This window comes from Neobacillus vireti, assembly GCF_001026695.1.
Lineage (GTDB): Bacteria > Bacillota > Bacilli > Bacillales > Cytobacillaceae > Neobacillus > Neobacillus vireti.
The window spans coordinates 123291-135176 of the sequence record NZ_LDNB01000013.1 but is presented as its reverse complement, the minus strand read 5'-3'; the positions used below and the strand labels follow the sequence as shown (position 1 = coordinate 135176).

Annotated in this window: 13 protein-coding genes; 9 read left to right on the top strand and 4 right to left on the bottom strand. The window is 44.1% G+C overall.

Annotated features, from left to right (window positions below; all coding sequences use genetic code 11):
- Positions 1–19: 19 nt before the first annotated feature.
- Positions 20–1402 carry an NADP-specific glutamate dehydrogenase gene (gene gdhA / locus AA980_RS17020; RefSeq protein ID WP_024030525.1) on the bottom strand — a complete coding sequence of 461 codons (1383 nt, stop codon included), beginning with the start codon at positions 1400–1402 and terminating at the stop codon, positions 20–22.
- 157 nt (positions 1403–1559) lie between these two features.
- Between gdhA and AA980_RS17015 the strand changes: the two genes are divergently transcribed.
- The 3 genes from AA980_RS17015 (at position 1560) to AA980_RS17005 (ending at position 5180) form a co-directional block, all read left to right on the top strand.
- The gene (locus AA980_RS17015) at positions 1560–2465 is read left to right on the top strand and encodes a LysR family transcriptional regulator (protein WP_024030524.1); all 906 of its coding nucleotides are present in this window, start codon (positions 1560–1562) and stop codon (positions 2463–2465) included.
- Between the two features lie 107 nt (positions 2466–2572).
- Positions 2573–4201, top strand: a complete 1629-nt coding sequence (locus AA980_RS17010; protein WP_047771771.1) for an FMN-binding glutamate synthase family protein — start codon at positions 2573–2575, stop codon at positions 4199–4201.
- 31 nt (positions 4202–4232) lie between these two features.
- On the top strand, positions 4233–5180 hold the full coding sequence (locus tag AA980_RS17005) for a phosphotransferase (RefSeq protein ID WP_024030522.1): 948 nt from the start codon (positions 4233–4235) through the stop codon (positions 5178–5180).
- A gap of 131 nt (positions 5181–5311) precedes the next feature.
- On the opposite strand, the gene pepT is transcribed toward AA980_RS17005, so the two are convergent.
- A complete protein-coding gene (gene pepT / locus AA980_RS17000) occupies positions 5312–6544 on the bottom strand; it encodes a peptidase T (RefSeq protein ID WP_024030521.1) in 1233 nt (410 codons plus the stop codon).
- 92 nt (positions 6545–6636) lie between these two features.
- Between pepT and AA980_RS16995 the strand changes: the two genes are divergently transcribed.
- Complete coding sequence (locus AA980_RS16995) at positions 6637–6879, top strand: hypothetical protein (RefSeq protein WP_047771769.1); 243 nt, start codon at positions 6637–6639, stop codon at positions 6877–6879.
- A gap of 9 nt (positions 6880–6888) precedes the next feature.
- Here the strand turns inward: AA980_RS16995 and AA980_RS16990 are convergent, their stop codons facing one another.
- Positions 6889–7530, bottom strand: a complete 642-nt coding sequence (locus tag AA980_RS16990) for an NERD domain-containing protein (RefSeq protein WP_235815169.1) — start codon at positions 7528–7530, stop codon at positions 6889–6891.
- Entirely contained in the window at positions 7466–7891 is a 426-nt protein-coding gene (locus tag AA980_RS27875) for an NERD domain-containing protein (protein WP_024029443.1), read from the bottom strand. Before AA980_RS27875 ends, AA980_RS16990 begins: the two co-directional genes overlap by 65 nt.
- A gap of 188 nt (positions 7892–8079) precedes the next feature.
- Here AA980_RS27875 and AA980_RS16985 point away from each other — a divergent pair, with 188 nt between their 5' ends.
- The 5 genes from AA980_RS16985 to AA980_RS16965 all read left to right on the top strand — a co-directional run bounded on the left by AA980_RS16985 (position 8080) and on the right by AA980_RS16965 (position 11650).
- Positions 8080–8703, top strand: a complete 624-nt coding sequence (locus AA980_RS16985) for a TetR/AcrR family transcriptional regulator (protein WP_024029444.1) — start codon at positions 8080–8082, stop codon at positions 8701–8703.
- Positions 8704–8715: 12 nt separating this feature from the next.
- A complete protein-coding gene (locus AA980_RS16980) occupies positions 8716–9600 on the top strand; it encodes an ABC transporter ATP-binding protein (RefSeq protein ID WP_024029445.1) in 885 nt (294 codons plus the stop codon).
- A 6-nt stretch (positions 9601–9606) separates the two neighbouring features.
- Entirely contained in the window at positions 9607–10407 is an 801-nt protein-coding gene (locus AA980_RS16975) for an ABC transporter permease subunit (RefSeq protein WP_024029446.1), read from the top strand.
- Between the two features lie 18 nt (positions 10408–10425).
- On the top strand, positions 10426–11223 hold the full coding sequence (locus AA980_RS16970) for an ABC transporter permease subunit (RefSeq protein WP_024029447.1): 798 nt from the start codon (positions 10426–10428) through the stop codon (positions 11221–11223).
- A 79-nt stretch (positions 11224–11302) separates the two neighbouring features.
- Positions 11303–11650, top strand: coding sequence for an ASCH domain-containing protein (locus AA980_RS16965; protein ID WP_024029448.1), 348 nt, complete (start codon positions 11303–11305; stop codon positions 11648–11650).
- Positions 11651–11886 lie beyond the last annotated feature (236 nt).

The following is an 11886-nucleotide window of genomic DNA, read 5'->3' as shown; positions in this document are numbered from 1 at the left end:
TCCCCTTGGAAGGAGATTTTTAAATGATGCCCTGTGCGATCATCGTATCGGCAACTTTTGTGAATCCGGCAATATTAGCGCCGACAACGAGATTACCAGGGAAGCCGTATTCTTCAGCGGCTTTTACGCTGTTTTTATAAATGTTAATCATGATATGGTGGAGCTTGGCATCAACCTTTTCAAATGACCATGACAATTTTGCACTGTTTTGTGCCATCTCTAAGGCTGAAGCGGCGACACCGCCGGCATTAGCTGCTTTTCCGGGACCGAACAGCACTTCACCATTAAGGAATACATCAATCGCGTCAAGCGTTGACGGCATGTTTGCGCCTTCGCCGATTGCTTTGACGCCGTTAGATACAAGGATTTTGGCTGAAGTTTCATCAATTTCATTCTGGGTCGCACATGGTAAGGCGATGTCACACGGGATAGACCAGATGCCTGTGCAGCCTTCGAAATACTGGGCATGCGGGTGGACCTTCACATATTCACTGATTCGTTTGCGCTCCACTTCTTTTATTTGTTTGACCGTCTCTAAATCAATCCCATTTTCGTCATAAATATAGCCGTTAGAATCGCTGCAGGCAACGACCTTGGCGCCGAACTGTGCTGCTTTTTCCATCGCATAAATAGAAACATTGCCGGAGCCGGAAACAATGACTGTACTGCCTTCAAAGCTTAAACCTTTATCCTTTAACATTTCATGGACAAAATAAACGGTTCCATAGCCAGTCGCTTCTGTTCGTCCTAGGCTGCCGCCGTAGCTGAGCCCTTTTCCTGTCAGCACTCCTGCTTCAAAGCTGCCGCGGATTTTCTTATATTGGCCAAACATATAGCCAATTTCTCTGGCACCGACGCCGATATCCCCTGCCGGCACATCGACATCCGGTCCAATATAGCGATAAAGCTCGGTCATGAAGCTTTGGCAGAAGCGCATGATTTCGCCGTCCGATTTCCCTTTTGGATCGAAATCAGCGCCCCCTTTAGCACCGCCAATAGGCTGGCCGGTTAAGGAGTTTTTGAAAGTCTGTTCAAAGCCCAAAAATTTAATAATGCTGGCATTCACAGATGGATGGAAGCGCAATCCCCCTTTATATGGACCGATGGCACTGTTAAACTGAACACGAAATCCGCGGTTTACTTGAACTCTGCCACAATCATCTACCCATGGGACCCGGAAGGAAATAACTCGTTCCGGTTCAACGATTCTTTCAAGTATTCCTTGCTCGATATATTTTGGGTGTTTCGCAAAAACAGGCACGAGGGAATCAAAGATTTCCTTCACTGCTTGCTGAAATTCACTTTCAAAGGCATTGCGATTTTTCACGGTTTCAAACACTTCATTCACATAATCCCTTGCTGCTTGTGATCCCGATTGTTTTACATCCTCAATTGTTTGCATGGTATTCACTCCTTTTAAATTTTTGTGTCGTTATATAATCCGAATATTCTTCATATTATTATCGTTTTATTTTATAATTGAAAAATAATCTAAGCAATATGAAAAATAGATAAGATTAATGCTAAAAATAGATTGATTGGAAAAGAGGTGGAATTTGATGGAGTTACGACAGATTCAATATTTTATTGAGGTGGCTAAAAGAGAGCATGTGACGGAGGCCGCTCATGCCCTGCATGTCGCCCAATCGGCCGTCAGCAGACAAATCGTGAATTTGGAAGAGGAATTGGGCGTAAGTTTGTTCCACCGTGAAGGACGAAATGTAAGATTGACCCCGATTGGCGCCCTATTTTTAGAGCAAATGGAGCAGGCGATGAAGTTAATTGACAATGCCAAACGAGAAGTGGAAGAATTTTTGGATCCGGAGAAAGGAACGATTCGGATTGGCTTTCCAAGCAGTTTGGCGGCCTACACCTTACCAACAGCGGTTTCCGCATTTCGCGAGCACTATCCCGATGTTAAGTTTCAACTGAATCAAGGGTCCTACCAATATTTAATTGATGGTGTCATAAAAGGCGATTTTAACCTTGCGCTGCTTGGTCCCGTGCCGAAAAAGGAAAAGAAAATTAAAGGAAGAACGTTATTTACTGAAAATATTGTTGCGCTCATACCGCATACCCACCCGCTTGCAGGAAATCGAATCATAACATTAAGTGAATTGCGCGATGATTCCTTTGTCCTTTTTCCAAACGGTTTTGTCTTGAGGGATATTATTGTTAATGCCTGCAGTCAGCTTGGATTCCAGCCAAAGGTATCATTTGAGGGGCAGGATATTGACGCGATTAAAGGCTTGGTCTCAGCCGGGCTTGGGGTGACGCTGATTCCTGAAATCACCTTAATTGACAGCCTGCCGCGTTCAACGGTCAAGATCCCGATTACGGAACCTAATGTAAGCCGGACCGTAGGGGTGATCATTCCCAGTGAACGCGAACTGCTCCCGACAGAAAAGCTGTTTTATGAATTTCTAGGTGAGTTTTTTAGTATCTTAGATCGGTTTCAAAATTAAATTATTCCTAATCAAAAAGTAGTCCATTGTGGTAAAATTAGGATTATATACATTACTAATGTACATATGTTATTAAAGTGGGATGGTGCCTGACACCCGAGGGGGAAATGAATTTGTTATTGACGGTTTTGCTTATTTTATTGGCTGTATTTATCGTTGGTCCGCTTTGTTTGTTTATCTGGCTTCATTTTGTCGCGAAAAAACCGCAGCATTCGATTATCCGCGCCCATCCGTATTTGGGCTGGATGCGTTACCTGTTGGAAAAAATGGGTCCTGAGCTTAGGCAATATTGGTTTGACAGCGATAATGGAAGCGGTCCCTTTTCGCGTGCGGACTTCTTGGGGATTGTTTTTTCCGCAAAATATCGCAGCGACCTGTTAAGCTTTGGTTCCAAACGTGATTTTGAAAAACCAGGCTATTATATCGCCAACGGTTTATTCCCGCTGTTAAATGAAGAATTGAGGGTCGACAATCAAGAAAAAATTCACGCGATGAAATACAAAATTGACCATGAAGGCTTGTTTACCCGAAGAGAGCACATTGAAAAGGATGAGGTAACCCGCTGGCTTTTTCCTGAAGAAGATGCTATTGTCGTTGGTCCAGAGCGTGATTTCCCATGGCGTCTGTGTGGGCAATTCGGCGCCTCGGCAACGTCATATGGAGCTGTTGGGGAGCACTATATCCTTTCGACGGGCCGTGGCAGCAGTATGGCGGGCGGTTCATGGATCAATACCGGTGAAGGCGGGATTGCGCCGGAACACTTAGAAAGCGGTGCCGATGTTGTCGCCCAAATTGGCCCGGGATTATTTGGCTTTCGTGATCTTGATGGGAATTTTTCACTGGCAGAATTTAAGCTGAAGGCGCTCGAACCAAATGTGAAAGCATTTGAACTTAAATTTGGCCAGGGGGCAAAAATCCGCGGCGGTCATCTCGAAGGCTCAAAGGTCACGCCAAAGGTGGCCAGTATTCGTAAGGTGCCTGTAGGGCAAACGATTAATTCGCCGAACCGTTTTCCATTTTTGCATAATTCCTATGAAACATTGCAGTTTATCCAAACATTACAAGCAGAAGGCGGCAAACCAGTCGGCATCAAAATCGTCGTCGGCTACCATTCGAACCTCGATGAATTTTTCGAGGCGATGAATCAACTGCAAATCTATCCTGATTTTATCACTGTTGACGGCGGTGAAGGCGGCACGGGTGCTACCTTCAAATCGATGGCCGACAGTATGGGACTTCCGCTTTATCCGGCTTTAGTGGCTGTTGTTGACAAGGCATGGCAGTTCGGCGTGCGTGATAAGTTGAAAATTTTTGCTTCAGGGAAACTAATTTCTGCTGATAAAATTGCGATTGCCCTAGGGATTGGTGCCGATGCGGTCAACTCTGCGCGCGGCTTTATGATTGCCAATGGCTGTATTATGGCGATGCAGTGCCATACCGGTAAATGCCCGGCCGGTGTCACGACGACCGACCCGAAATATCAAGAAGCACTTGTGCCAGAGGAAAAGCAATGGCGTGTGATGAATTATATTATCAATGTCCGCCAAGGACTTTACGCCCTCGGTGCTGCGTGCGGCATCGATACACCGCGGAAATTCACGCGCGACCATATTGTTTTTAAAACGGAGGATGGTCAAGTGAAAAGATTGTCCGACCTGTTTCCCCTGCCTGGCACCTTGGAGGAGTTTCCGAAAAGACAGCTTTTTGCTGAAGCTGAGAATTTAGATGTTGGGTAACTTTATACGAATATGAATAGGTGGGTGGTCTATGGTGCTGCCTAATAATATTGTCCTGGCCAACGGGATGTTAAATGAGGGGTTAATCTCGAAGAAAGAACCCCTCTATCAGGGGATGAATGGAAGATTCGTTGAAAGATTCTATTTGTCGCCGTCGGCAAGCTATATTTTCAAACCATTAACAAATAACGGTCAATTGGGCCGCGAGGTGTGGGTCCATGAGCATATTCTCCCCTCATTTCCGGCGATTTTTCCAAAAATCATTTCCTATCAGATAAGTGATTCTCCGGATTTAAATTGGATGATTCTCGAGGACCTTGGCCAGCTTTCACACGATTTTAACGAGGAAACTGTTTTAGGTGTGGTCAAATGGGCGGCCTGGTGGCATTCCTTGCCGACTGACCAATTTGCGGATGTGCCGAATTCGGGTCTGAAACCGCAGATTGAGGAGATTATTGCTGATATTAGCAGGCAGGAGGATAAATTTTTCCAGCTGCTACCGGCATTGCAAATGGAGGAGCGGCACGTTCGGCCGATTTTCTCTTTGTTTGATAGATTGGTATTTTCAAAGAAATTGGTTTTGTCGCATGGAGACTTGCATTCGGGGAATTTTGCGGTCGCTGCTAATCGGTTGATGGTGTTAGATTGGGAGCATCTGCACCTAAACACCCCCTACTGGGATTTGTATCATGCGCTTGACATGTCCCATCCCCTGTTTGTTAAAAAAATGACGAGCCAGTTTCGGGAGCGCGCTTTGCGAACCTATCTTGCTGAGGTGAAACTGGAGCTTGATGGCGAGGCATTTTTGCACGAGTATTATTTGTTTTCAGCTGTATTCTCGATTTGGATGATCTTGCTTATTCACAAGGACCTCGAAGCGGATGCTGGAAAATGGCCTGTGGAGCAGCTGAATGCCCAGCTGGAAGAGACTGTTTCTTGTCTTAAGCAGTGTGCAGAAGCTTTTTATTCAATCGCTTGACGGATAGCGTGCTTCAATTGTTGGGTGGTGGTTGTTGCGCTTCGATTGGTGAAAAGTGCATTTCAATTGTATAGTGACGTAGAAAAAGCTAACCCGAAAGTGGCTCCGGGTTAGCTTTCTTTTTCTAAAAATTAAGCTTTTTGTTCGGTCAGTTTGATGATTTCAATAACCGTCTGTGTGGCTTTAATCATGTTATCGACGGAAATAAACTCGTATTTGCCGTGGAAGTTTTCGCCGCCGGTAAAAATGTTCGGTGTCGGCAGCCCCATGTAGGAAAGCTGCGAGCCGTCAGTACCGCCGCGGATTGGCTTGATAATCGGTTTAATATCCAGGCTTTCCATTGCCTCTTGAGCAATATCAACAATTTCCATGACCGGTTTGATTTTTTCACCCATGTTGTAATATTGATCTTTCAATCCGAGGAGAATGTTGTCACTGCCGTACTTCCCTTTAAGATCGTTGACAATGTTTTCAAGTGTCGTTTTTCTCGCCTTGAAGGTTTCCTTGTCATGGTCTCTGATTATATAGTTGAGTTTCGTTTGTTCTACATCACCGTTGAAGGAGAGTAAATGGTAGAAACCTTCGTAGCCATCGGTGTGTTCTGGTGCTTCCTGTGCAGGCAGCTTACTATGTAACTCCATCGCAATTTTCATCGAGTTGACCATTTTGTCCTTAGCAGAACCTGGGTGGATATTGGTGCCTTTGATGGTGATTTTTGCTCCAGCTGCGTTAAAGCTTTCGTATTCTAACTCGCCGAGCGGGCCGCCGTCGACGGTATAAGCATGGTTCGCATTGAACGCCGCAACGTCAAACTTATGCGGCCCCCTGCCAATTTCCTCATCCGGCGTGAACGCAACGCGGACCTTACCGTGCTTGATTTCCGGATGGTTGATTAAGTAAGCCATCGCGGTCATGATTTCGGTGACACCGGCCTTGTTGTCGGCGCCGAGCAGCGTCGTGCCGTCGGTGGTGATTAAGGTGTGTCCTTTATACTCTTTAAGGCTCGGGAAGTCTGTTGGTGACATGATCACTTTAAGTGCCTCGTTAAGTGCGATTTCGCCGCCGTCATAGTTCTCAACGATTTGCGGTTTGACATTCGTGCCGGTGAAATCAGTCGCTGTATCCACATGGGCGAGGAAGCCGATGGTTGGGACGTCCTTCTCTGTGTTGGACGGCAATGTCGCCATCACATAGCCATTCTCATCGATCGTAACTTCGTCCATGCCAATCGTTTTTAATTCATCAACCAGCATGCGAAGCAGCGTCCACTGCCCCTCAGTGGATGGACAAGTCTCACTATTTTCATCAGACTGCGTATCCACTTTAACATAGGAAGTAAACCTTTCAATCAATTCGTTTTTCAATTTTACGCACACCCCTTATGAAGTTTTTTTCATATATATCATATCATTTTGCGGGAGCGGTTACACGTTTTACGGAGGTCGATACGTTAGTAATGTTTACTGGCGGTAAAGATTCATTTACTGGCGGGATAGCATCAATAACTGGCGAGAAAAAGCTAATTACTGGCGAGAAAAAGCTAATTACTGGCGAGAAAGGCAACTTATCTGGCGCCAATCAAAATTACTGGCGAAAAAGATTCATTTACTGGCGGAAGAGCAGCAATAACTGGCGAGAAAAGGCAAATTACTGGCGAGTAAAGCATCCTATCTGGCGCCAAGCAAAATTACTGGTATAAAAGAGTCATTTACTGGCGGATAAAAATTCCCCCTTTACTTTGAGCAAAATGATTATTATCGAAATTCATAATATATGACCGGTTTCTAAAAGTTCCTTGGCTTTGCCAATTCATACCTTGCAAAATACGCTTGGCGGTGTGAATATCCTCAATCCCCAAAAACTCCCGACACTCCCGATTCGTAATATCCTTCTTATAAATCAAAAACCACTCCAATAATGTTCTCTGATGTGCGAGACAATCTGTCGCATTGCAAAAAGGGCATGACCATGTCCTCGGCAGTTTAATCATTCCGAATCGGCTGCACGTCTCGCACCTTACCCCTGTTTGAAAGTCCCCAAACTTTACATCATACGTCTCACATATTGGGTCCGGAATAAAACGCTGGTGACTATTTAGAAGTTCCGCCGATAGCCAATTGAAAGTTTCGATATCCAACTTTTTCGTATTCCTAGGGATGTTTTTAATAAAAGAGGGGATTAAGTAAGGATATAAAAGCTTGGTTTTTAGCGGGAGTTCGCCGACAATTTGTTTCGGATAAGCGAGTACGACTGCTCCATAGATTGGGAGATGGATGTTCCGGCTTCTAAGCCAATCTGTCAAACATTCGCGGTTTCGTTCTAATTGGACAACAGGGCTTTGAAAAGCCATCTCTGTGTCCATCGTCGCGGGTGCGGATTAACTGCGGGGGATTGTCCTTGAAATCGAGGACACCACCGATATTTTTAACCTCTAAAACGTTACCATACCAAGGGGTCATCATATAGGAGTCCATTTGAAACTTTTCATCTGCTGAAGGGGATATGTCGTGAAAAATGTGGTTGTCGAATGGAAATGGATGCTTCCGGAAGATCTCAGCGACCCTTTCCTCGCCGCCAATACCCGCTTCTAAGGATGCTTGCTTAGCGGCTAAGACTGGCAAGATTGGGTGGCCGGCCGGCAAGCGATTTTGCGCTGCAATTAATCCTTCTAACTTCAACGATCGATCTCTAGCTTTAACTTCATTAATCATCTTTCACCTCCAAAAAATAACGTCCACCTGCATCGTAGCACATCCCCAAAAGCCATACTATAACCATTGCAAACAATTCATATTTTTGTAAAAAGTATAGCCTGTCTCCTATTGACCGTATGGGTCAACAGGAATATAATGACCGTATTGACTAGTGTGGTCAACGCCAAAAAGGAGGACACACGACCATGTTTTCGAAATTTCTCAACCTAGATAAAGAAAAACAAGACCGAATCATAAATGCGGCCATAAAGGAATTTGCCCTGAAAGGATATGATACGGCCTCGACAAATGAAATCGTAAAGGAAGCGGGCATATCAAAGGGATTGCTGTTTCATTATTTCCAAAACAAAAGGCAGCTTTACTTATTTTTGTTTGATTATTGTTACGAATTGCTTGCCGAAGAATTTTACAAAAAAATCAACTTTTCTGAAGTAGATTTTTTTAAGAGAATTCGACATGCGGTATTGATCAAAATGGACTTGCTCAGCCAGTACCCGGACATCTTTAAGTTTATCGAAGAGGCTTATTTTGAGGAATCAACTGTAATTAAAATCGAATTAGGAAATAGGATAAAGGAACTGACGGATATCAACTTTGGAAAAGTTTACGAAGGCATCGATTTGTCGAAATTCCGTGATGATGTCGATGTCAAAAAAATCCTCAAGATTATTACCTGGACCTTTGAAAAGTTGAGTGAAGAGGAGCTTAACAAAGTAAAGCTGTCATCCGCACACGAAATCGATTTTCAACAACTGCAAATCAAAGCAGAAGAGTATTTCGAGGTTTTAACGACATGTTTTTATAAATAAGGGGGCGCAAAGATGAATGTAATCGAAATTAATAACCTGACAAAAACGTACGGCAAAGCTAGAGGAATTACCGACATCAGCTTTCATGTTGAAGAAGGGGAAATTTTCGGGTTCATTGGGCCGAACGGCGCCGGGAAGTCGACGACGATTCGAACGCTGCTATCGCTTATTTATCCAACCAGCGGCAGTGCGACGATTTTTGGCAAGGACTGCATTCAATTTGCCCCGGAAATAAAAAAGGAGATTGGCTATTTGCCGTCAGAAGTTTTTTACTATGACAATATGAAAGTGAAAGACCTATTAAAATACTCAGCTAGTTTTTATAAAAAGGATTGCAGTAAGCGTATTAAAGAATTGGTGGAAATCATGGACCTCGACCTTAATAAAAAAATTGATGACCTTTCGCTCGGAAATAAAAAGAAGGTCGGGATTGTTCAAGGGCTGCTCCATGAACCGAAGCTGATTATCCTTGACGAACCAACGAGCGGCCTCGACCCATTAATGCAGCAGAAATTCTTTGAACTCCTAGAGGAAGAGAATAAAAAAGGGGCGACGATTCTCTTTTCGTCACACATCCTCAGCGAAGTGCAACGCTTGTGTAATCGCGTTGCCATCATTAAAGAGGGCAGGATTGTCACCGTTGAAAAGATTAGTACCTTACAAGAAAACAACTATAAAAAGTTCAAAATTGAAACGGCAGCACCACTAGATCAGAAGTACTTCCAAATTAGCGGTGTCAACAATGTGGAGGTTAACAACAACGTTACCAGTTTTATTTTTAAAGGAAATATTAACGATGTTATGAAAAAAATCGCTGCGACAGAGATTGCCAACCTGTGGATTGAGGAGCCGGACCTTGAGGAGATCTTTATGCATTACTACGAAAAGGAGGTCTAGGTAACTATGAATATCTTTATGCATGAATTGCAGGCGTCCCGGAAGTCGACAATGATTTGGTCGCTATCATTAGCAGCGATTGTCGTCTTTTATATGGCGCTATATCCTTCATTTGCCCGTGATGCAGCGGAGTTTACTAAAATTCTGGAAGGGTATCCGGAGACCATTCGCAATGCACTCGGAATCAACCTAGGCGGATTCTTTACGATTCTAGGATTCTACTGCTTTCCACTCGCGTTTATTAGCCTGTGCGGCGCGATCCAGGCGATGAATCTGGGCACATCCATTGTCAGTAAGGAAGTCCGGGAAAAAACAGCGGATTTTCTGTTAACAAAGCCTGTTACCCGGACAACGATTTTGACAGCCAAACTGCTAGCGGCGCTTACTTCACTTGTCATCACCAATATCGTTTATTTAGCGGCAGCGAGCATCATGGTGTTTCAAGTGAAGACAGAAGATTTTAGTTTCCAGCTATTTATCTTGCTGTCACTTACGCTGTTGTTTATCCAGCTGATTTTTCTAGCACTAGGCGTCATCATTTCTGTCATTGTTCCAAAAATAAAATCGGTACTGACTGTCTCACTTGCCACTGTGTTTGGTTTTTACTTTTTAGGGATGCTAAGCGGCGGCACGTCTGGTGAGGAAGCAAAACGCTATCTTTCGCCGTTTAAATATTTTGAAACTGGCTACATTTTGAAACATGCAAGCTTCGAGGCCCCCTTCTTAATGACTGGTGCCATCATTATCATTCTTGCGATAGCGGCGAGTTATCTGGTTTATGCGAAAAAGGATATTCATGCTGTCTAATCTGGAGGTGGATCAACCGTGAATATATTTTTAAAAGAATTGAAGTCGCACCGGAAATCGCTCATCTTTTGGAGTATCGGTATCTTCTTTATGGTAGCATCAGGAATGGCTAAATTTGAGGCGTTTTCATCATCAGGCCAATCGATTAATACGATGATGGCCGACTTACCAAAATCACTAAAGGTGGTCTTAGGTATGAGCGACTTGGATTTATCGAAGGCTAGCGGATATTATGGCATGCTCTTCATCTATTTGTTATTGATGGCCACCATCCATGCGGCGATGCTTGGGGCAACGATTATCGCCAAAGAAGAGCGTGAAAAAACGTCGGAGTTTTTATTCACCAAGCCGGTAGCTAGAAAGACCATCATTACTGCAAAATTATCGGCCGCATTCGTGAATATCGTTATCTTTAATCTTGTAACGCTTGTATCGTCCATCATTCTCATGGGGAAATACAGCCATGGCGAGGCCGTCAATCGTGAAATCTCTTTATTAATGGCAGGAATGTTTATTTTGCAAATCTTATTTATGGTCATCGGCAGTGCTCTTGCTGCGGTCAAAAAGAAAGCTAAGACGGCGGCATCGCAAGCGACGGCCATTCTTTTGCTGACATACGGGTTATCGGTCGCCGTCGATTTGAACGAACACCTCAAGGGATTAAAGTACTTGACGCCTTTTAAATATTTTGAAGCGAAACAGGTCATGTATGGCGGCGGACTCAAGCCAAGCGTCATTGTCCTCTCTGCCGTGTTAATCGGCGTGCTTTCGTTTGCTACCTTTTTCTTTTATAAAAAAAGAGATTTGAATGTCTAAGAGAAATCCTCAGCCGCTTTTATTACGCTGACAATAGTGTTAATATAGGTAAATCAATTGGTAAAAGGAGGATGTCAACATGACACAACATGAAAACAATACATTGCCGCCGAAAACCTGTTCCATTGAGCGGTTAGTGACGATGGAAGCAGATGTTAAGAAGGTGCTAGCAGGAGAAAAAACAGCGACACGCCGAAATGGTAGATATGCCGACCCAGGCGAAATCATGACGCTTGAAGGCCGTCAGTTCGTCGTTGAAAATGTTTATTCGCAAAGCCTTGGTGAGCTGACTGACGCTGATGCCCGCCGCGAGGGCTTCGAAACGGTGGAGGATTATAAACAATCGATCCTATCTTACCACCCAGGAATGCCATGGCTCCCGCAAATGCGCGTTTGGGTCCATGAATTTCGCCCCGTCGAAGATTAATATGACTAACAAGTGGTCCATGTTTATGGGCCATTTTTTATTACCTTTTTACAGAAATAGACTCCGATTATTCACTCTTATCAATAATCTCGCCAATTTGTGCTGGAATCTCGCTAAACCGGTCGGGAATCTCGCTAAACTTCGGATTTATTCGCCAACAACCTTATTAATCTCGCCAAACTGGCCGCGGATTTCGCCAAACCCTTATTTTTCAAACTAATTAATTGTTTATTTGC

Coding starts and splice junctions, on each gene's coding strand:
- gdhA (WP_024030525.1), bottom strand. CDS start 1,402: ATGCAAACAATTGAGGATGTAAAACAATCGGGATCACAAGCAGCAAGG.
- AA980_RS17015 (WP_024030524.1), top strand. CDS start 1,560: ATGGAGTTACGACAGATTCAATATTTTATTGAGGTGGCTAAAAGAGAG.
- AA980_RS17010 (WP_047771771.1), top strand. CDS start 2,573: ATGAATTTGTTATTGACGGTTTTGCTTATTTTATTGGCTGTATTTATC.
- AA980_RS17005 (WP_024030522.1), top strand. CDS start 4,233: ATGGTGCTGCCTAATAATATTGTCCTGGCCAACGGGATGTTAAATGAG.
- AA980_RS16995 (WP_047771769.1), top strand. CDS start 6,637: ATGTTTACTGGCGGTAAAGATTCATTTACTGGCGGGATAGCATCAATA.
- AA980_RS16990 (WP_235815169.1), bottom strand. CDS start 7,530: ATGGCTTTTCAAAGCCCTGTTGTCCAATTAGAACGAAACCGCGAATGT.
- AA980_RS27875 (WP_024029443.1), bottom strand. CDS start 7,891: ATGATTAATGAAGTTAAAGCTAGAGATCGATCGTTGAAGTTAGAAGGA.
- AA980_RS16985 (WP_024029444.1), top strand. CDS start 8,080: ATGTTTTCGAAATTTCTCAACCTAGATAAAGAAAAACAAGACCGAATC.
- AA980_RS16980 (WP_024029445.1), top strand. CDS start 8,716: ATGAATGTAATCGAAATTAATAACCTGACAAAAACGTACGGCAAAGCT.
- AA980_RS16975 (WP_024029446.1), top strand. CDS start 9,607: ATGAATATCTTTATGCATGAATTGCAGGCGTCCCGGAAGTCGACAATG.
- AA980_RS16965 (WP_024029448.1), top strand. CDS start 11,303: ATGACACAACATGAAAACAATACATTGCCGCCGAAAACCTGTTCCATT.